At 64.0% G+C, this 23,055-nt stretch carries 19 protein-coding genes; 5 read left to right on the top strand and 14 right to left on the bottom strand.

The features are described from left to right. Positions 1-29: 29 nt before the first annotated feature. Entirely contained in the window at positions 30-1,481 is a 1,452-nt protein-coding gene (gene xacF, locus NMQ11_RS16360; RefSeq protein ID WP_255171422.1) for a 2,5-dioxovalerate dehydrogenase, read from the bottom strand. Positions 1,482-1,683: 202 nt separating this feature from the next. Here xacF and NMQ11_RS16355 point away from each other — a divergent pair, with 202 nt between their 5' ends. Then, entirely contained in the window at positions 1,684-2,727 is a 1,044-nt protein-coding gene (locus tag NMQ11_RS16355) for a Gfo/Idh/MocA family protein (RefSeq protein ID WP_255171421.1), read from the top strand. Positions 2,728-2,764: 37 nt separating this feature from the next. Here the strand turns inward: NMQ11_RS16355 and NMQ11_RS16350 are convergent, their stop codons facing one another. Continuing rightward, entirely contained in the window at positions 2,765-3,916 is a 1,152-nt protein-coding gene (locus NMQ11_RS16350; protein WP_255171420.1) for a GNAT family N-acetyltransferase, read from the bottom strand. A gap of 120 nt (positions 3,917-4,036) precedes the next feature. Between NMQ11_RS16350 and NMQ11_RS16345 the strand changes: the two genes are divergently transcribed. Continuing rightward, complete coding sequence (locus tag NMQ11_RS16345) at positions 4,037-5,515, top strand: sulfatase family protein (protein ID WP_255171419.1); 1,479 nt, start codon at positions 4,037-4,039, stop codon at positions 5,513-5,515. A gap of 60 nt (positions 5,516-5,575) precedes the next feature. After that, positions 5,576-7,402 (top strand): BNR-4 repeat-containing protein, encoded by a 1,827-nt coding sequence (locus tag NMQ11_RS16340; protein WP_255171418.1) that lies wholly within the window; start codon positions 5,576-5,578, stop codon positions 7,400-7,402. 23 nt (positions 7,403-7,425) lie between these two features. On the opposite strand, the gene NMQ11_RS16335 is transcribed toward NMQ11_RS16340, so the two are convergent. From NMQ11_RS16335 to NMQ11_RS16315, 5 genes are all read right to left on the bottom strand, one after another. Continuing rightward, on the bottom strand, positions 7,426-8,280 hold the full coding sequence (locus NMQ11_RS16335) for a sugar phosphate isomerase/epimerase family protein (protein WP_255171417.1): 855 nt from the start codon (positions 8,278-8,280) through the stop codon (positions 7,426-7,428). A 138-nt stretch (positions 8,281-8,418) separates the two neighbouring features. Beyond that, positions 8,419-9,432: a DUF4352 domain-containing protein gene (locus NMQ11_RS16330; RefSeq protein WP_255171416.1), complete on the bottom strand. Its 1,014-nt coding sequence runs from the start codon at positions 9,430-9,432 to the stop codon at positions 8,419-8,421. A gap of 171 nt (positions 9,433-9,603) precedes the next feature. Further along, positions 9,604-9,726, bottom strand: coding sequence for a hypothetical protein (locus tag NMQ11_RS16325; protein WP_255171415.1), 123 nt, complete (start codon positions 9,724-9,726; stop codon positions 9,604-9,606). A 72-nt stretch (positions 9,727-9,798) separates the two neighbouring features. After that, positions 9,799-11,118, bottom strand: a complete 1,320-nt coding sequence (locus NMQ11_RS16320; protein ID WP_255171414.1) for a hypothetical protein — start codon at positions 11,116-11,118, stop codon at positions 9,799-9,801. Between the two features lie 3 nt (positions 11,119-11,121). Further along, positions 11,122-12,348, bottom strand: a complete 1,227-nt coding sequence (locus NMQ11_RS16315; RefSeq protein WP_255171413.1) for a DegT/DnrJ/EryC1/StrS family aminotransferase — start codon at positions 12,346-12,348, stop codon at positions 11,122-11,124. A 628-nt stretch (positions 12,349-12,976) separates the two neighbouring features. On the opposite strand from NMQ11_RS16315, the gene NMQ11_RS16310 reads away from it, so the two are divergent. Then, positions 12,977-14,143: a glycoside hydrolase family protein gene (locus tag NMQ11_RS16310; protein ID WP_255171412.1), complete on the top strand. Its 1,167-nt coding sequence runs from the start codon at positions 12,977-12,979 to the stop codon at positions 14,141-14,143. 248 nt (positions 14,144-14,391) lie between these two features. On the opposite strand, the gene NMQ11_RS16305 is transcribed toward NMQ11_RS16310, so the two are convergent. The 5 genes from NMQ11_RS16305 to NMQ11_RS16285 all read right to left on the bottom strand — a co-directional run bounded on the left by NMQ11_RS16305 (position 14,392) and on the right by NMQ11_RS16285 (position 19,967). Continuing rightward, a complete protein-coding gene (locus NMQ11_RS16305; protein WP_255171411.1) occupies positions 14,392-16,035 on the bottom strand; it encodes a transposase in 1,644 nt (547 codons plus the stop codon). Between the two features lie 123 nt (positions 16,036-16,158). After that, the gene (locus NMQ11_RS16300; protein WP_255171410.1) at positions 16,159-16,611 is read right to left on the bottom strand and encodes a hypothetical protein; all 453 of its coding nucleotides are present in this window, start codon (positions 16,609-16,611) and stop codon (positions 16,159-16,161) included. A 330-nt stretch (positions 16,612-16,941) separates the two neighbouring features. Continuing rightward, positions 16,942-17,376, bottom strand: coding sequence for a DUF7970 domain-containing protein (locus NMQ11_RS16295; RefSeq protein ID WP_255171409.1), 435 nt, complete (start codon positions 17,374-17,376; stop codon positions 16,942-16,944). Further along, positions 17,373-18,272: a ParA family protein gene (locus NMQ11_RS16290; protein ID WP_255171408.1), complete on the bottom strand. Its 900-nt coding sequence runs from the start codon at positions 18,270-18,272 to the stop codon at positions 17,373-17,375. Before NMQ11_RS16290 ends, NMQ11_RS16295 begins: the two co-directional genes overlap by 4 nt. 459 nt (positions 18,273-18,731) lie before the next feature. Further along, positions 18,732-19,967 (bottom strand): tyrosine-type recombinase/integrase, encoded by a 1,236-nt coding sequence (locus tag NMQ11_RS16285; RefSeq protein ID WP_255171579.1) that lies wholly within the window; start codon positions 19,965-19,967, stop codon positions 18,732-18,734. A 446-nt stretch (positions 19,968-20,413) separates the two neighbouring features. Here NMQ11_RS16285 and NMQ11_RS16280 point away from each other — a divergent pair, with 446 nt between their 5' ends. Continuing rightward, positions 20,414-21,136 carry a hypothetical protein gene (locus NMQ11_RS16280; protein ID WP_255171407.1) on the top strand — a complete coding sequence of 241 codons (723 nt, stop codon included), beginning with the start codon at positions 20,414-20,416 and terminating at the stop codon, positions 21,134-21,136. A gap of 148 nt (positions 21,137-21,284) precedes the next feature. Here NMQ11_RS16280 and NMQ11_RS16275 read toward each other — a convergent pair whose 3' ends face one another. Both NMQ11_RS16275 and NMQ11_RS16270 read right to left on the bottom strand, forming a co-directional pair. Beyond that, positions 21,285-22,535 (bottom strand): transglutaminase-like domain-containing protein, encoded by a 1,251-nt coding sequence (locus NMQ11_RS16275; protein ID WP_255171406.1) that lies wholly within the window; start codon positions 22,533-22,535, stop codon positions 21,285-21,287. Positions 22,536-22,720: 185 nt separating this feature from the next. Next, the gene (locus NMQ11_RS16270) at positions 22,721-23,047 is read right to left on the bottom strand and encodes a DUF7344 domain-containing protein (RefSeq protein ID WP_255171405.1); all 327 of its coding nucleotides are present in this window, start codon (positions 23,045-23,047) and stop codon (positions 22,721-22,723) included. Positions 23,048-23,055: the final 8 nt, after the last annotated feature.

The raw sequence follows: 23,055 nt of genomic DNA, 5'->3' as shown, positions 1-23,055 counted from the left end.
GGTTGACGCCAGCTGCCCTTTGGACGGCTCTAGTAGCTGTCGTACACCGTTTTCGTGATGGTGTAGAAGTCGAGGCCAGCGTCGCCCTGTTCGCGGTAGGTTTCACTCGAGGACGCTTTCATCCCGCCGAACGGAACGTGCAACTCGAGGCCGGTCGTCTTCTGGTTGACCTTGACGACGCCCGCCTCGACGTCGTCGACGAAGCGGTTGGCCTCCGCGTGATCGTTCGTTACGATACTCGCCGAGAGGCCGTACTCGACGTCGTTGGCGACGGCGACCGCCTCCTCGAAGTCGGAGACGGTGAGAACGGAGAGCACGGGGCCGAACACCTCCTCCTGGGCGATCCGCATCTCGGGGTCGACGTCCGAGAATACCGTCGGTTCGACGAAGTACCCCGACTCACACTGCTCGTCTTCGGGCCGGCCGCCGCCGGTCTCGAGCGTCGCGCCCTCGCGTTTCGCGACGTCGACGTACTCGAGGGTGCTCTCGAGTTCGTCCTCGCTGACCTGCGGCCCCATCTCGCCGCCCTCGAGGCCGGGGCCGACGTCGATGGCTTCGGCGCGCTCGACGACGGCTTCGAGAAACGCGTCGTGGACCGACTCGTGGACGATCGCCCGCGAGCAGGCGGTACAGGCCTGGCCGGTGACGCCGAACGCGCCGGTGGCGACGATCTCTGCGGCTTCCTCGACGTCGGCGCTCTCCGAAACGATCGTCGGGTTCTTGCCGCCCATCTCGAGTTGCACTCGCTTCTGGTCCTCGGCGGCGCGCTGGTAGACAGCGTCGCCAACCCGGGCGCTGCCGGTGAAGGAGACAGCGTCGACGTCTTCGTGACTGACGAGGGCGTCGCCGACCTCGCTTCCGGAGCCGGTAACGTAGTTGACGACGCCGTCGGGGACGCCCGCCTCCTCGAGACACTCGATCAGCAGGCGGCCGATCTCCGGGGCGAGCGTGGCCGGCTTGAGTACGGCCGTGTTCCCCGCTGCGAGCGCCGGTGCGAGCTTCCAGGCCGGAATCGCGATCGGGTAGTTCCAGGGGGTGATCAGGGCGGTGACGCCGAGCGGTTCGGCGACGGTGTAGAGGCGCTGTCCGCTCGAGCTGGATGACTTGACGACGCCGCCCAGGTCCCGCGTCTTCGCCGCGTAGTACTCGAAGATGTCGGCCGCGCGACCGACTTCGCCTGCCGCCTCGGGGCGAGCCTTCCCCTCCTCCCGCACGAGCGTTTCTGCGAGTTCGTCGGTGCGGGCCTCGAGTTCCCGTGCGGTCCGCGAGAGGACCGCTCCGCGCTCCGATGCGGGTGTGTCAGCCCACGCTCCCGCGGCGTCGCTCGCCGCTTCGACGGCGCGGTCGACGTCGTCGGCCGACGACTGCGGGAACGACGCGACCTCGTCGCTCGGATCCGCCGGATTTCGGACGACGAACGCCTCGTTCGACTCCGAATCTGTCCACTCGCCACCGATGAAGTTGCCGCGTGTCTCGGACATGCGTTCGGCTACTACTCCCGTCAATCGGGACATAGCTTTCGGTTGATACGGTTGCGGCGGCCGAACCGACGTCAGCGTTATGAGACCGGAGCCCCTCGCTCCGAACAACCCATGTCAGCGATCCGAACGGCAGACGGGAGCGTCGCACATCATCGACGGCCGCCGATCGGCGGGCGGTCGGCCGGCGGCTCGAAGGGGATCCGTGTCTGAACTCTGCACCGTCGGCGTCCTCGGCTGCGGCGAGATCACGAGCAAGCGAACCGCAGATAGCATCGCGAGCGCCGAGAACACCGAACTCGGGCCGGTGATGGACGTCGACGCCGACGCCGCGCGAGACATCGGCGAGCGCTTCGACGTTCCGCACTCCACGGCGACGGCGGACGTCCTCGAGGACGAGGCGGTCGATGCGGTGTATATCGCGACCCCGCATCACCTCCACGCGAAGGGGACGATCGCCGCAGCCGAGGCCGGAAAGCACGTGCTGGTCGAGAAGCCGATCGCCGTCTCCGTCGCCGAGGCCGACGAGATGATCGCGGCCTGCGCGGAGAACGTCGTCGCGCTCTCGGTCTGCATGCCCCGGCGGTACTCCCCGCAGGTCGAGAGAGCGAAGGAACTGCTCGAGGACGGCTTCCTCGGCGACGTCGTCGGCATTCGGGTGCAGGTCATGGTCCGAAAGCCCGACAGCTACTGGACGGGCGGCTACACGGGCCGGGTGGAGACCGACTGGCGGACTTCGAGGGAACACAGCGGCGGCGGCGTGTTGAACATGAACGCGATTCACAGCCTCGACGCCGTTCGCTACGCGACGGGACTCGAGATCGCCCGCGTCTACGCCGAACTCGACACGTTCGCCACGGACGTCGAGGTCGAGGACTTCTGTAGCGTCACGCTCCGGTACGACAACGGCGCGATCGGTACCGTCCACGCGAGTTCGTTCCTCGAGGACGCGCCGCGGGACCGGTCGACACGGGGAACCCGGATTTACGGCACCGAGGGCGAACTCGTCGTCGAGGAGCCGCTGCTGGTCCGGACGAACGCCGAGACCCGTCTCGGCCCCGCGGAAGAGTGGCACGAGGTCTCGAGCCCCGAGCGCCGTCCCTCCGGCGTGCGTCTGATCGAGGACTTTTCGGAGGCTGTGCTCGGGGGGACGGAGCCGCCGATCACCGGCCGCGACGGGCGGGCCGCCCTCGAGATCGTTCGTGCGGCCTACGAGTCGGGAGAGAAACACGGACCCGTCACGCTCTGAGGAAACCGACGCCGCGATCGGCGGGAAAACTGGCCGTTCAGACGTGTTCTGTCGGCCAGATGTAGAACTGCAGCGGGAGCGCCGCCGCCAGCACCGGCTCCGAGAGTTTGGTCTCTCGCATGTGCTCGTGGAAGCCGAACAGGAGCGTCGTCATCGAGAGCCGGTCGAGGGTGAGATCGGGGTCGGTGTCCGCCCGCGTGTCGACGGACAGCTCGCCGGGGCCGTACGCGATTTCGACCGCCTCACCGGTTTCTGCGAGGCCCAGGGAGAGGCTGCCGGATTCGGTGCGGCCGCTCTCGCGCCAGTTGGCCTCGAGCTGGCTTTCGAAGCTCTCGAACAGCCCCTCGAGGCTCCGGACGTTCAGCAGGCGGTGGGGCCGCTGGCTCCAGTAGCGGCTGTGCTCGTGGAACAGCGAATCGAGCGGGTGGCGGGGGTGGACACACACCGTCAGTTCGTTCAGATCGTAGACTGCGAGGACGTGTGCGAGCAGCGTTTCGACGCCGCCACGCGAGCCGCCGAACTCCCTTACCGTTCGGCTGCGGCTCTCCCGGCTGAGGCTGAGGTACGCCGGCCCCTCGGGTCCGTCGTAACACAGCGTCTCGAGACCGCGCTGGCCGAAGGTGATCTCGCTCAGTTCGCGGTCTCGCACGACGCGGTAGGGTTCGCGCTCGTGGAGCTCGCGGAGCGTCGAGAGCCGGTCGGCGTCGCCGTCGTACACCGAAATAACGCCGTCGTCGGCCGCCGCCGGCGTCCCGGCGAACGACCGCTCGTCGATCGGGTACCGGTGTTCGATGCCGGCGCGCTCGTAGCCGAAGTGGCCGTACCGCTGGCGGTTCCCGCTGAGTTCCGACAGCGGAACCCCCTCGTCCGCCATCCGATCGAGCCAGAACTCGAGCAGGTCGCTCATGTAGCCGTTGCCGCGGTAGCGCCGGTCGGTCGCGACGCCGCCGATGCCCCAGCACTCGACGGTGTCGTCGCCGACGGCGAGCGTCTGGGGGACCGCCGCAATGTGACTGGCGATCCGACCGTCGACCTCGACGACCGCGTGACGCTCTGGCCGGTCGGGGTCGTAACAGAACGGGAGTCTGGCGGCCATACCGTCTCGCTCGTAGGCGAAGTAGCGGTCGATGAGTTCGGTGATCCTGGGGTAGTCGTCCGTCGTGGCGAGGCGTGGGCTGCTGTCCGTCATGCGTCGTACCGGCTACGAGACGTCCCACGGCAATAAAGATGCGTTCCGTCTGAAGACAGTTCCGCCGACGAGACGGTCGCATCGAGAAAACGTTATTGCCGGGGAGTGTGAGCACATGGTATGCGAATACTGTACATCGACTGCGACTCGTTGCGCCCGGATCACCTGGGGTGTTACGGCTACGAGCGGGACACCTCGCCGAACATCGACGACCTCGCGGCCGACGGGCGGACGTTCACCAACGTCTACACCTCCGACGCGCCCTGCCTGCCCTCCCGGACCGCGTTCTACACCGGCCGGTTCGGCATCCACACGGGCGTAATCAACCACGGCGGACGCAACGCCGACCCGCGGCGGGTCGGCGAACCGCGGCGCGCGAAGTACCCTCGCGAGTACCGGACGCTCGCGTCGATCCTCAAAGACGAGGGGTTCTACACCGCGATGATCAGCCCGTTCCCGGCGCGCCACGACGGCTGGCAGGTCGTCGAGGGCTTTCGCGAACTCTACGACACCGGCGGCAACGGCGGCGAGAGCGCCGACGAGGTCTACCCCCACGCCCGCGACTGGCTCGAGTCCCACGCCGACGAGGACGACTGGTACCTCCACGTCAACTTCTGGGATCCGCACACGCCCTACCGCACGCCCGCCGACTACGGCAACCCCTTTTCGGACGACCCCACTCCCGACTGGCTCACCGAGGAGATGATCGCCGACCACTACGAGGAAAGCGGCGCTCACAGCGCCCAGGACCTGAAAGGGTGGGGCGGCACCTGGGAGTACGACCGGATGCCCGACGAGATCGCCTCGCGCGAGGACTTCGCGAAGATGGTTGACGGCTACGACGTCGGCGTCCGCTACATGGACCACCACATCGGGAAGCTGTTCGACCTGCTGCGCGAGAAGGGCGTCTTCGAGGAGACGCTGATCGTGCTCAGCGGCGACCACGGCGAAAACCTCGGCGAACTGAACGTCTACGGCGACCACCAGACGGCCGACGAACCGGCGTGTAACGTCCCGCTGATCGTCCGCGGACCGGACGTCGAACCGGGGACGGACCACGGGCTGCGCTACCAGCTCGATCTGGCCCCGACGCTGGTCGATCTGATCGGCGGAGAGGCCCCCGACGGCTGGGACGGCGAGTCCTTCGCCGACACCGTCACCGAAGGCGAGGAGAGCGGCCGCGAGTCGCTCGTGTTGAGCCAGGGCACTTGGACCTGCCAGCGGAGCGTTCGCTGGGCCGACTGGCTCCTGATCCGGACCTACCACACCGCGTTCAAGAGCGACCTCGAGGACGTCATGCTGTTCGACCTCGCCGCGGACCCCCACGAGACGACGAACCTCGCCGACGAACGGCCGGAGATCGTCGACGCGGGGCTGGCACAACTCCAGCGGTGGCACGACGAGCGCCGCTTCGAGACGGTCAACGACGAGAACGGCGGCAACCCGCACGCGCCGGGTGCGTTCACCGACCCGATGTGGAACGTGCTGGGCGAGAAGGGGCCCTACTACACGTGGGACCACCTCGAGCCGTACATCGACCACCTGATCGAGACGGGCCGAGAGGAACACGCCGAGCGGCTGGCCGAGCAGTACGGCTGATCGGTCGCGCTCTCGAGTGAACACAGACAACGTGAACATGAGACAGGAAGATCCCCGACGATGAACGACGGTCCGAACCTCCGCCGCGGTCTCCTGGGTCACTGGCCCGGCGAGCGGTCGCCGGACGGCGTCGTCAGCGACCGCTCGCCGGAGGCCAACCACGGCAACTACGGCGTCGACGCGCGCTGGATCTGGTTTACGAACCCGCGGGCGGTGCGCCACGTCGACGACCGCGACCGGACCTACCTGTGTTACCTGGGCGGTCCGAGCGGCCGCGATATCGTCGCGGCGGCGTACGACCACGACGACCGGTCGTTTTTGACGACGGTGCTCGCGAGCGAGTTCTCCGCCGACGACCACACCAACCCGTCGATTCACGTCCGAGAGGACGGCCACGTACTCGTCTTCTGGGCGGGGCACAATGGCGACGCGCTGTTCTCGGCGGTCTCGAGCGAACCCGAGTCGATCGCCGCGTTCGAACGCCCGGGCCGGATCGAACAGGAGAGCGTCACGTACCCGAACCCCGTCCGAGCACCCTGGAGCGACGAACTGTACCTCTTCTACCGCGACCGGACCTACACCAGTGACGCCACCGACGACAAGTACGGTTACGTCGGAGACGGCAACGTCTACTACCGGGTCTCGACCGACGGCGGTCGCACCTGGGGCGACCAGACGCGGATCGTCCGGCCGCCGGAGGGTCACTACTCGATGTACTTCGTTCCGGCCGCCGGGGAGGAGGCGATTCACTTCTTCTTCACCGACGCCGAACGCGGCGGCGACGCGCCGAAGTGGAACGTCATGTACGCGCGCTTTCGCGACGGCTCGTTCGCCGCGGCCGACGGTACGCCGATCGCCGACCCCGACGAGTTGCCGCTTCGAAAGGACGACCTCGAGGTCGTCTACGACTCGACCGCCCCCGGAAATCACTCCACGTGGATCTGGGACGCGGCGGTCGACGCCGACGGCCATCCGGTGGCGGCCTACGCGACGTTCCCGTCGACGCTCGCCCACGAGTACCGCTACGCCCGGTGGGACGGCGACCGCTGGCGCGACTTCCACCTCGCCGACGCCGGGCGATACGTCGCGCGGCGCCCGATCGAGCTTCACTACTCGGGCGGCCTCTCTCTCGACCGCGACGATCCCTCCGTCGTCTACGGCTGCGTCGCCCGCGGCGACGACTGCGTTCTGCGCCGGTTCGAAACCGACACCGGCGGCGAGACGTGGGCCGAAGTCCCCGTCACGCGGCGGCCGAACGGCTGCGACCTGCGGCCCGTCGTCCCCCGAAACGCGAGCGACGAACTCCCCGTGCTCTGGCTCGCGGGTTCCTACGAGCACATGGACACGTCCCAGACCGTGCTCCGGGGGCTGCCGGCCGACCACCTTGCCGGCGGGGAACTCGAGGGCGACGGCCGACACGGCGTCGATCTCGGCGTCGACCTCTACGACGCCGCCGCGTTCCGCGAGGGGCTCACCGTCTGCGCCCGCGTCGACGCGCGCACCCTCGACGAGCGAGGCGTCGTCGCGAACGCCGGCGGCGCGGTCACACTCGGAGTCGGCCTCGACGGACCCGGCTACGGGTTCGCTCTCGAGGACGAGCGGGGGAACGAAACGGTCGTCAGCTACTCCGACGCGGTCGCCGGCGTCCCCCGCCACCTCGCCGGCCGCTGGGACGGCGCCGCCGTCGAGTTCGCGGTCGACGGGCAGGTCGTCGCCGACGCTCCCTTCGAGGGGCCGCTCGCCTTCGAGGAGCTGGCGAGCTGGACGCTGCTCAAGGGGGAGTACCTCCTCGGCGGCGGGTTCGACGGCGCCGCGACCGACGTTCGGCTCTACAGACGCCCCCTCTCGGACGACGAGGTGGCCGTTCTGGCCGATCGGAGCGAGTAATTCGCAGCCGGACGCTGCGACCTTCAGGAGAGGAGTCGGCTCAGCGCCGCGAGTTCGTGTTCGGCCAGGGCGACGTCGTCCTCGGCGGGGGCCGTCGACTCGGCGGTGACGTAGCCGTCGTACCCTGCCTCCTCGAGCGCGGCGAACAGCGGCCCGTGGTCGACGGCGCCCTCCTCGAGGCGGCGCCGCTGAAACGCCTCCACGCCGTCGTCGGTCTCGAGTTCGAACGTCCCCGGTCCGGTCGCATCCTCGATCCGCTGGAGGTCTTTGACGTGGACGTGGACGAGGTCGTCGCCGAGCCGGCGAACCGATTCGGGACCGTAGTCGTCGCCCACGATGTACATGTTGCCGGCGTCGTGGATCGCGCCGACGTTGTCGCGATCGATCGCCTCGAGCAGCCGCCGGGTCGAGTCGACGGTTTCGCTCAGCCGGTGGGCGTGGATCTCCATCGCGACCGTGACGTCGTACTCGGCCGCCCGGTCGGCGGCCCGACGCATCCAGGCCGCGGCGTGTTCGAAGTCAGCGTCGGTGGCGTCCCTGAGGGGTGGCCCGCCCGGCCCGTGGCGGACGACGTCGCAGTCGAGGATCTCGGCGAACCCGAGGAACGACTCGAGCGTCTCGAGTTCCGCTTCGCACTCGGGCTCCGACAGAGCGGCGTAGTTGCCCGTGTACGTCGCCAGACACGGCACACCGAGGCCGAGGTCGTCGAGGTGGTCGCGGAGTTCGCGGACCTCCTCGAGCGACCGGTCCGGTCCAAGGTGCGGGTCGCGACACATCGGCTCGAAGCCGTCGTAGCCGCACTCGGCGGTCAGCGTCGCCGCCTCTTGCAGGCTTCGCTCTCCGAGCACCTTGCTGAACAGCGCGGGCTGAAGTCCCATGTGCAATACCCTCACAGGGCGGTGGGATAAGTATACCCGTCCCGGAAGCCGGCACCGGTGACCCCACGAGTGTGGGCGGACGGATACCGCCGTGAACCCGCTTACGGACCGCGAACCCGGTCGACGAGGACTAGCGCCTCACCGCAACTGCCAGAACGTCTTGTCGCCGTCGTCCAACAGGTCAAATTCGAACACCCAGTAGAGGGGCGAGAGACCCTCCTCAACCTCGTAAGCGACCTTCCCGCGCCGGTCTTCTCCGTCGGCGAGTTCCGCACTCTCGTCGTAGCTCTGGTCGAGAGCTGCCGCCGCGCCGAAGTCTTCTCTGTAGCTGAACCCGTCTTCGTCCTTGGCCATCATCTGAAGTGCCGTCGAGACGCGTTGTTCCTCACCGGATTGGTTCGAGACGGTGATGTCCACGATGGCGTACTCGTGGCCTTCCTCGGCCTGCGTGAAGTCGTCGAGATCCGTCTCGAACTCGACGTCGTTGACGGTGATCTCGATGCCGCTGTACTCGATGGTCTGGCCGATGTCGTGGACATCGACCTGCAGGTCTTGCTCGAGTTGGTGAACGTCGTCCTCGGATTCGAGGTTAACGGTCACGCGGTCGATACCGCTGAACAGGCCGATGTCGAAGTCGAACTCGAGTTCGAGGCCGCTCGCGTCCTCGGGAACCTCGTACACGACATCACCGCGCTCGACCTCGCCGGGGACGACCTGACCGTCGTTGAGCGACTCGCCAGTCCCGAAGAGAGACTGGTCGTACGAGTAGTCCTCGTCGTCGCGGAGGCGAGTCTGAAGCAACCCGCTCACGGAGATGTGGTCGTCGGAGACATTCTTGTAGGCGAGCCTCACGACGACGAACTCGTTACCGGGGTCCGCCTCGGTGAACTCGTCGAGTTCCGTTACTCGTTCGGCGCTCTCCACGACCAACTCTAGGTCGTCGCTCGAGACGAGTTCGCCAATGACAACCTCGACGTCTTCGCCTTCCTCTTCGTCGCCGTTTCCGGCATCGTCGTCTGCGCCCGTAGCGTCGTCTCCGTTTCCGTTATCGTCGTCTACGACGGTTGGCTCGTCGTCATCGTCGCTCGCCGCACACCCTGCCAGTCCAACGGCTAGAACCGCAGAACCCGTAATGAATTTTCGTCGTTCCATTTCATTCCTTACGACTCTTTATACCCTCAAATAACTTGTTGGCTATTTAATATAATTTGTAACAGATTTTCAGGGATAATGATAACTCACACCACACTACGTGTTCTCACTGAAGGCGAGATGCCGACCCAGCCTCAGTGAGGGAAGTCCACGATTCAGTCGTAGGAGTAGTCACGGAAGGGCGATAAGGTCGTCGTCGAGGTCGATGTGATCGACACGGATGTCGCCGTTGACGTACCGATGGACGTCCGTCCTGGTGACCGCCCCATCGTCGAGGTGATCGACCGCCGCCACTGCGGTGACGATTTCTCTGCCGGCCAGGTTAAACCCGACGGGTACGCGTGGACGATACCGCCGTGAACCCGCTTACGGACCGCGAACCCGGTCGACGAGCACTCGCGCGTGCGTCATCACTCGCTCTTCGACGTCCGGCGTCAGCCGGCCGGGGTACCGACGGAAGCGCGTGACGTCGCCCCCCTCGTACCCGCCCTCGGCGAGTTGCCGTCTCGTGGGAACGTACGTGAAACTGCCGCTCGTGTACGCTGCTACCCAGAGCGGTTCCGCACTGTCGGCCTTCAGCGCGAGCGAGTAGTCGACGACGACCTCGCCGGCCAGCGCGAGCACCACGAGGTCCGATCCGAAGCCGATCGCCTGCATCCGGTAGGGGTACTCCGTCGGCAGTTCGTCGGCGTCGGACGCCGCGAGGCGCTCGGACAGCAACTCGACGTGGCGGCGCTCGAAGGGGTCCTCGGACGCTCGCAGCGCCTCGAGGTCGTCCCGATCGTACCCCTCGAACTCGAGCGGCACCTCCTCCCATGTGAGCCCCAGCGGACCGTGGAGGGGCCGTCTGGGCGCCTCGAGTGCGGTTTCGACGGCGTTCGCCAGCGCCGTCCCGTGGTGTTTCGCGACGGCGAGCCGTCGCTTCGGGTACGGGTTCTGGTCGCCGGCGCAGCCGGTGAGAAAGAGCGCCGTCGCCTCCGGATACCGCTCCTCGAGGGTCGCCATCGCGTACCCCGGCCAGTCGCCGCAGTAGCGATCCAGTTTCAACGCCGTCGCGTGACAGGCGTAGCCGAAGACGACCGCCTCGAGGGCGCCGTTCGTCTCGACGGCCAGCACCGGAACGTCGTGGTCAATCGGCCCGTCGGGATTGACCCGGTGGGCGATCCCCGCTGGCGTCGGCAGCCGGCGGTTGGTCGCGAAGCCACAGCGGGCGTGGCCGTACTCGAGCGCCGCCGGCTCGCAGACGTCGAGTGCGTCACCGACGAGCGAGACGAGCGCGTCGGTCAGGCGGTCGCGGTAGGCGAGCGAGGCGTCGATCAGCGCCGGATCGGCGCCGTACATCCGGCCACGGAACTCCTGGAGGATCGGCCCGCAGTGGGTGTGGGTGGCCGTAAACGCGACGGCCTCCGGGCCGAGACCGTGGGCCTCGAGACAGCGCCGCTCGAGTTCCTCGCGCATTCCCGGCGGGATCGAGATCACCTCGACGCTCACGAGGACGACCGTCTCGCCGTCGGCGTCTCGGATCGCGAGGGCCTTCGCGTGGAGGTCGGTTTCGACGCCGTCTGCGGGGTCGTCCCTGGCTGCGAATCCGGCCATCCACAGCGGCTGTTCGGGGGTGATGACGCGCGTGGCGGTGCCCGCTTCCCACTCCGTCGCCCGTTCGCGGGCGGCGTTCGAAGCGCCCACCCTTCAGCCCTCCAGCAGTTCGCCGACGTTCGTCTGGACTTTTCGGACTGCCTCCGGGATCGTCCGGATGTCGGGCTCGTCCGCGAGCAGGAGGGGGTGCGAGTAGGAGACGTTCCTCGCGCACAGCTCCTCAGCGCCGGGTAAGTGGAGGTTCCGGTAGTCTGGTACCTCGATCCCCGGCGGGAGGAGGCGGCGCACCTGGTCGCGGAAGAACGCCGGCTGTCTGTATATCGGCACCTCGTAGCCGTCGTAGACGGGCACGCCCTCGGCGCGCAGCGCCTCGATAAACCGGTCGCGCGGGAGGCCGCCGAACCCCTCGGGATCGTAGCGGACGTTCTCGACGCAGTAGCCGCGGGCGGTGATCCGGTCGTCCCGGGGCTTCGTTTCGATGCCGTCGATGTCGGCGAACGCCTCGAGCAGGATCGCCTCGTTCGCCTCCCGGATCTCGTTCTCCTCGGGGAGTTTCTCGAGTTGACCGATGGCGACCGCGGCCTGAAACGCAGACATGCGAGAGTTCGAGGAGAGGTGGTAGTGGCGGTAGCCGGTCTCGCCCTGCGCGCGGCCGATGTTCTGCATGGTGCTCGCTCGCTCTGCGAGCACGTCGTCGTCGGTGATCACGATGCCGCCCTCTCCGGACGGGAGGGACTTGGTCTCCTGGAACGAGAACGTGCCGAAGTCGCCGAAGGTACCGACCTTCTCGCCGCGCCACTCGCTGCCCTGTGCGTGGGCGGCGTCCTCGATCAGGAACAGGTCGTGTTCCTCGACGATCGGCAACAGCTCGTCCATGTCCATCGGGTAGCCGGCGAAGTGGACGCCGACGAGGCCGACGGTGTCCTCCGTGATCGCCTCGCGGACCGACTCGGGATCGACGTTGTACGTCGCCGGGTCGGTATCGACGAAGCGCGGAACCGCGCCGACCGCCGGGACGGCGCTCGCACTGGCGATGAAGGAGTACGACGGCACCAGAACTTCGTCGCCGGGTTCGACGCCGACGGCTCGCAACGCGAGTTCGATCGCGACGGTTCCGTTGGCGACGGCGATCGCGTGTTCGGCGTCGTGGAACTCGGCGAACTCCCGCTCGAGTCGTTCGATCCACGGCCCCCGACACCAGTCGGCGCTCTCGAACGCCTCGAGGAGGTACTCGCGGCAGGTGTCCGTCGGTTGCGGCCACTCCGGAACTGACAGCGCCTCCGCTGCCCTCGGCCCGCCGGTAATGGCAAGTTTTCCCATATCGTGGTGGCTCTCGAGGAATCCGTATAAGTCTTCTTCCGTGTTAGCGTTTTTCGCCCGCTCTCGCGTCTGAACGGCTGGTGGTGCGCGCTCGACACCGTTTCGGGACGTAAAACGATCTGGGGGTTCCCGGTCACGGCGAACGCGCCCGATCTGATAGTCGGTCCACGTTGTTCCGCCAGCCCCCTGCCGAGATCGGCTAGACCGAGCGTTCTGCCGGCTCGTCCCGGTCGTTTCGTTGCGGAACTGTCGCGTTATCCCATTTACACGCTCGCCGGTTCTGTTTTGTGTCACTAAACGAATAGTGGTCGAAAACCCCGTCTCTTTGCTCGTTCGCGGGTAGCAATTACGAGTATAGTCACGTAACGGAACTGCTGTTCGGTCGGAGTAGTTCGTTCGAAGTCCTCGTGAAACGGTCGTGTGAGGAGGTGTCGTACTCGAGGTCGCAGTCCGTTCGCGTCAGTCAGTCACTATCACACGTTGTTTTGTGTGACAAAACTGTCCTGTCCTGCGCGTCGGTCGGTGTTCACGCGTTCGACCCGCTGATGCGGTGTGCTACGGATGTTCGACCGGTTCGTCACGGCCGAGAGCGAACGTTTTTCTCCCTCCTCTTCGAGCGTGTGCGTATATGCCAGCCCTGTGGACGTATCCCTGGACGCTGAGTCGCAGCGGACTCGAGGACGCCTGTACGGAACTCGATGCCTGCGGTGTCGACGCGCTGAACGTGGCCAGTCATTACCACTCGGTCCGATCGATGCAGCCCCGGTTTCCCGACGCCCTGTTCAGGTCGTATGCCGGCGGCTGCTACTTCGATCCCGACGACCGGTTCGATGAGATCCCCATCGAACCGCCGGTCAACGACGTCGAGCCGTGGGCGGATCCGCTCGCGGCGATCGTCGACGGCGTCCACGACCACGGCCTCGCCGTCAACGCGTGGACGGTGGTTTTACACAACACGGCGCTGGCGGCCGCGAACCCGGAGTACCGCTTCGAGAGCGCCTTTGGCGACGTTCACGACCACTCGCTGTGTCCCTCGCATCCGGCCGTTCGCGACTACTACGGCGCGGTCGTCGGGGCGATCGTCGATCGCGGCGTCGACGAGGTGCAACTCGAGTCGATCGGCTTCCCGAGTGCGTTTCACGACCACGGGAGCGCACACGGCCACGACAAGCGCCAGACGGTCACCGACCCCCTCGAGTCGGCGCTCCTCTCGCAGTGTTTCTGTGACGGCTGTCGCGCCGCCGCGGATTCCCACAGCGTCGATTTCGAGCGCGCACGGACTCGAGTCCGCGAGCTGATCGCCCCGTCGCTGTCCGATCCGACCGCGTCGCTGCCATCACACTCCGAACTCGCGGACGAGGAACCCGCCGTGGACGCGCTGTTCGATTTCCGGGCAAGCGTCGTCGGCTCGCTCGTAGAGCGCGTCGCCTCCGCGGCCGGCTCGACCCCGCTCAACTACTACGCGATGGAGGCCTACGGCTCTGACCCGGCAGGGCTCGAACTCGCGGGCGTCAGACTCGCCGATCTCGAGCGCCACCTCGATCGGGTGACCGCGATCTGCTACGTGCGAGATCCCGAAACCGCCCGGAGCCGAATCGAGGTGCTCGACGAACTCGTCGACCTCCCCATCGACGCCGGCGTGACGCTCGACCCCGATGTCGTCGAACGAGCGGCGCAGTTTCACGAACTCGTCGACGCGATCGAGGTGACGACCGACGGTGAACTCTCGGTGTACCACCACAGTTTGGCGACGGAGGCCCACCTCGAGTGGATCAAAACGGCGTTCGCGCGCTGACAGCCTCCGCACGAAAATTGGTGGGCTGCCGTCCGTGGAATCGACCCCGATCCGGACTCGGGCCGCCGGCCGCACGAGTTCCGAATGTGGCCAGTTTCGTGCAGTAGGCGGTCTCCTTCTCCGTACGAAAAGTCAGAAAAGAGCGGAACTTCAGCGCGTTGCTCCGTGCGGTGAGAGAATTACTGAAAACCGTTACTATGTGGTCGTTGTATCTTTTAAATGGGGAATAGAAGTACGCGAGTACAGGATTACGCAAGAAGTTTGCGCGATTTCACCGCATTGACGAATCGCTTGGATTTCAAACGCGGCTTCGTCCGCACCTCGTACTCATCTATGCTTAACTGGATGAGGAAGTCGATAAGTCGCCACATATTGTACAATAACACCCCGAACGCAAAGTGGAACAATCGAACTACCGGTTCTTTCGAGGAAGTCCACGGGAGGAACGTTTTCAGCGACTGATACGCACTCTCGATGCCCCATCGACGCCGATACCTATTGATGGCCTTCTCAGTCCGTTCGCGTTCAACCGCTGATTCATCGTCTACGTCCAAATTTGTGTAGAACGCGACAGTGCCCGCTCCATCGTCTTCGCTCTTGACAGAGGGGAGTAACACACGGGTCGTTCTCACTTTCTCGTTAGTGGCTCCGTCTCGTACGTTCCCGTGAATCGGATATTCGTGAGTTACCTTAACATCATGCCTCATTCGTCGAATGTCGTTTTTGAGACGAGAGTTCAGTGGAACTGGGATGACGTATCTAACCGGGAGCTGGTTGAGTGTGTTTAACACGTCTGCAGAAGCGAACGCACGGTCTGCGTACACGGTGTCAATACTGACGTGGTGGAGTGCGTCGTCGAGCAGTTCCTCAACTAGAACCCCCATATTGTCATCTTCGTGAACTGGCTTCAATCCGAGCATGAACTTCACGTTCTCCCCCACGATGGCGATGGTCGCGTACCTGTAACTCCAATCGTACTCCGTGTCAGGCCGCTTGCGCGTATCCACAATCCACTCACTCTGCTTGGCGTGGTCAGTATCGCCGTAGAACGGGAGGAGCGTTATGTCAATAGCGACGGTTACGGGGCGCTCGAATTCGAGGTGTCGTTTCGCCGTGTTAAGCATCAACCCTGTCGAGTTGTGGAGCATCCGAAGCACGTCAGCCCTTTCTAACCGCTTCATGTACTCTACAAAGAGGTCTCCACCGGGGCCGCCACCATCTCGGTCAGTATTGTCGTTATAGATTTCCGAGCCCTGCTCGGCGGCAGTACGCGTTAACCCCATCGTACACTCGGTTTCGAGGAACGAGTTCAGATGGTACTGAGCGTTCCGTGCGCGGTCGGGAATCCAGTCGTTCCATTCGTCGGCGATGAGATTGACCATCTCACGCGGAACGGTATCGAGTTTGTCACGGATGAAGCGATTCACATTCCTTTGGGAATCACTACTCTTGTCTTCAGGAATGAGGTCCTGTGTTGCGAGTGGATGACCTGTTGCCTGAAGGTGTGCTTCAATCCACCCAGCCTTCCATTTAAGAGAGGCCTTGAGAGGTTCTGAAAGACGATTGTTCCTCGCTCGGGTTAGAGTGGAGCGGCTGGGGAGTTCGTCTAGTTCGAAGCCGAATGCGGTGGCCGTCTCCGTCTCGTCAGTGATGGTTTCTATCGTCTCGCGGTCAGACCATCCGGTGAGTTGTTGGAGAAAGTACGCCCGAACCATCGCATCGAATGGTTTAGATGAAGGATGCCAGTCGGGATGAGCGTCATCGCTATCAGAAGTAAGAAAATCAAGACTCGTTGCGAGGTCAAGCGGTGTCGCATCAGGATTGGACTCCAGTAGGTCTCGGGCGGCACGTTGGAATGGTGTAGTCGCTGTATCCGCTCCTATTCGAGTCATTCTCGTGCGACACACGTGACTCTCGCCAGTGTACGCCAACATAGAATTTCTACACTCATAAAGCCCTGCTAAGCGGAGTGAAAGTAGTTCGTTCGTCTGAACAATGTGGTCAGTACAGTGTATTCATGCATCGACCGGGTTTGAATCAATAGTCACATTCAGTTCAGTGGGAACGCCTTCAGTTTGGTCAGATACTCGAATCAGAAGTGAGTGAACGGTTGCATCATCAGCATAGTCTTCATCTGGTGATTCCGTTACGACATCAACATCAACGCCTTCTTCTCTCTGGTTAATCCGCTGAAGTTCTAACCACCGTGCACTCTGCATCATGTTCTGGACAACCAGAAGATACGATTGGTCAAAATCAGTTTCGCTAGTGAATTCCTCTGCATCAACATCTTCGGCTATTTTCTTACCGACCGCTTTTTTATCAGCGATGACCGTATAGTAATTGGATGGAGGTTCCTCCTGCTCCCTCTGCTGATACCATAATCCCTTCTCAAGAATATCCTTTGGCCAATGTTCTGTTTCAACAGTCATACTCTCTGGAACACTCGGTTCAGTTTCGCTACTCAAACACCCACCTACCACAGTGGACAGTATAAGTGTGGACCGCCCGAGATATTCACGCCGTTCCATAGCAATATTTATAGATGTTAAGTTATAGACCTTTCGTATGGTCAAAGAACTGTTTGACCTACTCAGTTCACACTCTTCCTGAATGATTGGTTCAGTTTCGGAGATACGAAACAAACGAAGTCTCTATGATGGATTCCTCTTCTGTATTTAGCAGAGTCGGAACTCCCCAATCTTAGTAGAGATATTGTCGTGAATGAAAGCCATGCACGAATTTTGACGTTCGGAACTCGTGCGGCCGATTTCTATATATCGTGATGCAGTGTATGGCTACTCTTCGCCGAGCGAGTACCCCATCGCGAGCAACTCCTCGAGCACATCGTCCGGGTTGTTCAGCGCGGCGCGGTACACCGCCTCGCGGACGTCGAATTTGGGCACGTCGCGACCGAGCGTGGACTCGAGGTCCGTTATCAGGTCGCGTTCGCCCTCGACGACGTCGTCGTGAACGAAGAACGTCAGCCGTTCGTCGCGTTCGAACTGCACCGACTTGTCCTGAATCGCTCGCCGGACGAGGTACGACTGTCCCTGATCACGAGCCCCGTTCGTGGCGGTTTCCGCGCCCGAAACCCCGGACTCGTCGTCCGAACTCCCCGATGCGGCTGCCTCCTCGGTCGAAGACTGCGGCGCTTCCGAGGGCTCCTCGTCCGCCGTTTCTTCGTCGTCCCCCCAGAGGTCGTCGCCCGATCCGGATTTGAGTCCGGTCATGCACGGACCTCCATCTCGTCGTCGTCCTCGAGCGCACCCGGCTCCGGCGGGTTCGGCGCTTCGAGTCCGCCCTCGGCCTCGAGATGGCGCGCCAGCGTGTCGAACTTTGCGAGCGTCTCGAGCTCGTAGTCGCGGCGGCGCTCGCGGTGATCGCGCACGTACGTGAACGCACTACAGCGCTCGCGCCAGCAGCCCTCGAGTAGTGAGGTTCGGTCCCGCAGGATAACGGGAACGTCGAACCCCTGCTCGCTGACCTCTTCGATGATCTCCTCCTGGTCTCGGGTCCCTTTGACGCGGTTCGGAACCGCGGCGAGGACCCCGATGTTGATCTCGAGTTGCTCCTCTAGGTTCCGGACGAGGACGTCGAGTCCGCTCACCGACGCCTGACCCTTTCCGGAGGGTTCGACGGGGAGGACGAGGTTTCGCGTCGCATCGAGTGCGTTGTACAGGTGTGGCCCGGAACTCGCCGGGGGGTCCATGATCAATACGTCGTAGTGGTTGTGGATCGCCGCCTCGCGGAGGACGCGCTGAAGCTGCGTCCACATCGGGAACGACTCGCCGAAGTCGCTGCGCGCCTCGCGCTCTTTCCGGAGTGCCTCGCCGAGGTCCTCGAGGCGGTTGTGCTCCGGAATGATGTCGATCCCGTGTTCGACCGTCTGGATGAGGTCTGCGAACTCGCCTTTCCCCCGGCCGACGAGGTGATGGACTAGTGTATCTACGTCGGTACTTGCCCTGTCCTGATCGACGTCGAACAGGTAGCTCAGGTCGCCATCCTGCTGGTCGAGCGGTACGACGAGGACGTCGAGTCCCGCTCGAGCGTGCGCGACCGCCAGATTTGCGGCGAGCGTCGTTTTTCCGACGCCACCGGCCTCACTGTACACGGCGTACGATAGCATTGTGATCGTTCCATGGGTGGCTTCAATCATAAGTATTCGTCAGACGTTTCGATTGTGCCGATTCCTTGCTTGTCACAACCCCAACCATCATTCGGAACCAACACTCCAAACACACGATTGAAACAACTGATTGAATCTTGTGCTTGTAACTCGGATTTGTAACGATGGCTTGTCTCGCCGGGCTGCACCCTCTGTTTGAATCACGTGAGCGCTTCATTCGCTTGCGTTCAGCGGACGTATCTATCCATTGTACGGGTTCCTCGAACCAAGTACATGATCCGAACGCTCGTCGCGCACCTTTGCTACCTGCTATGCGTCCGTTCGAGTGTCGGGTTCGACCGTTTCGTTCCCTCGTAGCAGACACAGGGACGTCGGGACTGTTACAGCGGCAGACCTGCTTGCTGCAAACGTTTGAAACACCTGATTGAAGCACTTGGTTGAAACGCCCGTTACAAACTACTACTCGTTCGGCGTCTCGCCGAAGGCGTCGGCCAGTTGCTCGCGCATGTACGAACGCCGGAGTTGCCGCGCTCGACTCTCCGAGAGATAATTCTGCAGGACGACCTCCGCGCTCGAGCTCCCCTGCTCTGCGGCGATTTCGTCCAGGCTCCCGAGAACGACGTCGAGCGAGGCGGAGTAGGCGTCGTACCAGAACCGCCGCCCCATCTTCGGCGCCGTGGAGACGCCGTCGATCTCGTCGGGCAGCTCCGCCCGCTCTGTGAGTCCGTCGAATCGGTTCCAGACGGTCCACCGCGAGATGTGGTCCCGAGAGGCGTGTGGGGAGGGAAACAGGTAGCCGCTCCATCCCTCGGTGTCGGTTACCTCCTCGAGGTACGCTTCGAGGACGTCCCGCCCGTACAGCAACGACACCTCCCCGGGACCGTTCTTGCGCTCCTGGAACTCGATATATGGAACGTCGTCGTCGGACGGCCGGAGGACGAACTGCTGGACGTGGAGGCGGGCGACTTCGTTCGGTCGCAGCCCCCAGGCACAGAGTGCGAGAACCAGCAGTCGCTCCTCGCGGTCATCCGCAGCCCGATACAGGGCGTTGACGTGATCGCTCGACAGGCACGGGGTATCCGTGTCGTCGTCGGCCGCCGTCGACCAGTCGAACTCCTCGTCGAGTCCCTCTGCGGGATTGACCGACGCCCACCTCCGGCGCACCAGGTGGGCGTACCAGTTCGAGACCGCGAGGTGGATGCGGCGTTTGGTCTGGCCGCCCTCGAGTTCCGCGTGGAGTCGGTCGAACGCCGCCCAGCAGGCGTCCACCGCCTCGTACGCGGGCCGGTCGCTGTCGCGGGCGATCGGCGAGACGAGGTCACCCGTCCCGTTTTCGTCGCGGTAGGCCCCGACGTACCGGTTCAGTCGGTACCGGAGCGTCGTGATCGACGACTCGGCGAGCCCCTTGCGCTCCCGGCGAGAGGACAGAAACGACTCGAGCGCGTCGATCGTTCGCTCGTCGGTCGTCTCCCACTCGTAGCCGGAGTCCTCTCCCTCGAGACCCAGGTCTTCACGCCAGAACTCCGTAAAGGTCCGGTCGTGGTACGTCCGGAGGGCGTAGAGCAGCGGCCGGAGATCGTTCGCGCGAAGCCACTCGTGGGTCGGTTTCTCGGCGTGTGGGTCGTAGCCGTCCGCCTCGAAGCGCGGTGCGACGACCGCCCAGTAGGCGTCGACCAGCTCCTCTACCTCGAGCATCGTCCAGGGGACGTCGCTTGCGTCCCAGTCGTCTCGGCGACGCTGACTCGAGGGTTCGCTCACGGTCGGCCCCCAGGTTTCGCCGCCTTCCGCGATTCGCTCCCTCTCGACACCCGTAGCAGCCTCGCTCTCCCGGTATCCGACTCTGAGACAGTCATTTTCTGCTGGTAGAGACGTTCACTCAGATAACACATATAATTTGGGGACACACAGACCGTGTGAGTCTGTGTGAACACCGACCCGAGTCGGCGTGTGCGTGCGCTACGATACAAACCTCATAGTGATTTATAGAATTTCGGCCGCACGTCAACCGGGTCTATTCGGTTACAGTCCACGCATTCGCCCTCTCGAGGCCGTCCGCGGTCGATCGTGTCCGATCTCGGATTCTATCGAGGCAGAGAAACCCTCTTTCCGATCGCCCACATAGCCGAGATACAACTGGGGACATGTTCGATTCGACGTTTCACCTGCTCTCTACACATCCGGTAACGATTCCCGCGTTCGCCTTCGCGCTCTGGGTCGGCTACCGGGGCGTCCGTCGTAGCTGGTTCGTCGTAGCCGTACTGGCGAAACTCCTCGCCGTACTCGTGCTGGTGCCGGTTTTTACGAGCCTGTTCCTCGCGGCGTTTACCGACCACTGGTTTTGGGACCGCCTGGCGGACGCGGTTATTTCGGCCGCCTCGAGCGCCGTGGTCCTGTTCATCGAGCTCGTCGACGCCCTCTTCGCCGCGTGGCTCGAACTCGTCCTCCTCGTCACGGATGGTGTGTGGAGTAGCGCACGACACTCGGTCGATCAGTCGGTGCCGGAGCTTTCGGGTGCCGGGTTCGTCCTCGCGGTGTTCGGGTTTCAGTTCATCGCCGGCGCGGCGCTCCTGCTCGTCGCTCGCCGGGCCGCGACCGAGGGGAACGCGAACGGCTGGCTGCTTAGTTCGGGTGCGGTGCTGTTCGTCTCCGGGCTGTTCGCCGCGCTGATCGGTTTCGAGACGTGGCATCTCAGCCAGTCAGTTCTCGCCTGGGGACTGGTCGCGGCGACGCTCGGATTGACGCTCGGCATCCTCTCGACGATCGTCCTGGTGCGACCCGACTTCGGCGGCGAGTCGATGCTCCCCGAACTCGGAGACCGTCTCGTGGTATCGAACGGCTCCGACGTCGAGGACACGAAGCGGTGACATCCTCACCCGCCGTGAACGGCGGGATTCTCTCGCTGTTTAAAGATAGCGCAGTTCGGGACTCGAGTGAGACACACTACACCGGCCACTTCCACCCTGTAGGGGTACTCGTCTGTTCCGTCCGGTCGATTCTGGTCGCCCGGAACCGCTACGTGTGCACCGAGAGCAGCCCTTCCGCGACCGATTTCGCGATCGGTACCACCGCGGTCGGATCGTAGTACACCCACTCCCCGTCGTAGACAGCCGTAATGGGGTCGGTGTCGCGATACTCGCCGAGCGGCGTCGGACTGGTCGATTCGATCGGGAGGTACGTCCGTCCGTTTATCTCGATCGTCTGCTCGGCGTTTTCTAACTCCGTCGGCACGTCCGCCAGCGACACCCCCAGGAATATGTGTGACGGTTGGCAGATGAACGCGGTGTTGCACTCGAGGCGGCTCTGCTCGAGCAGTCCGGCCAGGAGGTTCGTCTTATCCTTGCAGTCGCCCATCCCGTCGACGAGCGTCTCCTCTGCGGTTCGGTTGTAGTCGAACCTCTCTAACACCTCCTGGTCGTGTCCGTACGGCAGGTGCTGGACGAACCGGACCAGGGCCTCGAAGTGCGTCGCGGCGTCGACGACGGTTTCGGCGTTCATCGGTGTCATAGCAGACGACCGCAACGCTTCTTCGATCGTCCTCGCTAACGTGGCGACCTCCGGGTGGCTGATCGTTTCCTCGTACGTCCGGACGTGGCCCCGGCTGTGCCCTCTGGCAGCGTCGTACGCCGAACGGCGGATCCGGTGTTCGACCGACCGTTGCTCGTCACCTGCGTCGGGCCAGGTGTACGTCATCGTGAGTTCGGAGCCGGACTGCTCTCGAGTGACCCCGGCGGTTTCCGGCTCGGGTCGAACGGCGTACTGGCGAGACCACGGTGTCACGCTGTCGCCCGACCGATCGTGCATCCGGTACGGTCGCGACTCACAGAGAAACCGTATCCGGGAATCGGCCCCGTCGTCGTCCGGCCGTCGCTGGATGAACACCTCGTAAAACCGCGTTCGGTCTACCGACCGCAGCTCGGACGGAAGCGGCAGCGAGAGTTTCGTCGTCGATCCCGGTTCGTCTATCGTCTCCGGTTGGCTGTGGACGACCCCACCGACCTCACCGTCGGGGTACGCTCGCTCCTGGACGGCGACCACGAAGGGATCGTGGACCCGCCGATGTGCAGTGAGTTCGACGACGATGCCGTCCGCGTCGACGGACCGAATCCGTCCGCCGACCGTCGACTCCCAGGGGACGGGTTCGGTCGGCGGCGTGAACGTCGGAGCGCCCCACCCGAAGTATGCCTGCCCGTACCTGAGCCCCGTGAACCCCGAGACTACCGAGAACCCCCCGAACGAGCAGAGCAGAAATTGGCGGCGATTCATAACGGATATCTGTATGTTTGTTATTCACACTGTATCTTCAGACCTTATAGAAATATCCCTCGACAGCAGGGCATATTAAGTATGGGTCGAGGTACCGGGGCTACGCGGGTCGCGTCAGTCGGGTCGTCTCTGCTCCCCGTAACCGCCGGTACGGGTCGAACGCTTCGGATCTCGGTCCCTCGAGGTCACCGCGTGATACCGTCGGTCGACTCGATCACGTTCGTCGCCGGACGGTACTCGATCAGCCCGGCGTCCGACAACACGGGCAGATGGTGGTGGTGGAGCGCGATCGCAACCTCTGCGACGGTCGGGGGCGGTTCGTTCTCGAACTCGCTCTCGAGGTGGGCCGTCGCTCGAGCCAGGTCCTCGAGCGCGATCGGAGGCGATCGACTCGCGAGGACCGCACAGAGACGCCGTCGCCGCACCGACGAGAAGCGGTACTCTGACGCCGATAGCGCCGGTCTCTCCTCGCCACTTCGCTCGGTCAGTGAATCGAGTTTCGAGTATGACATGGCAGCTC

This window comes from Natrononativus amylolyticus, from assembly GCF_024362525.1.
In the GTDB taxonomy this organism is placed as follows: Archaea; Halobacteriota; Halobacteria; order Halobacteriales; family Natrialbaceae; genus Natrononativus; species Natrononativus amylolyticus.
Note: the sequence above shows the minus strand (reverse complement) of the source record. Positions and strands in the feature narration are given on the sequence as shown.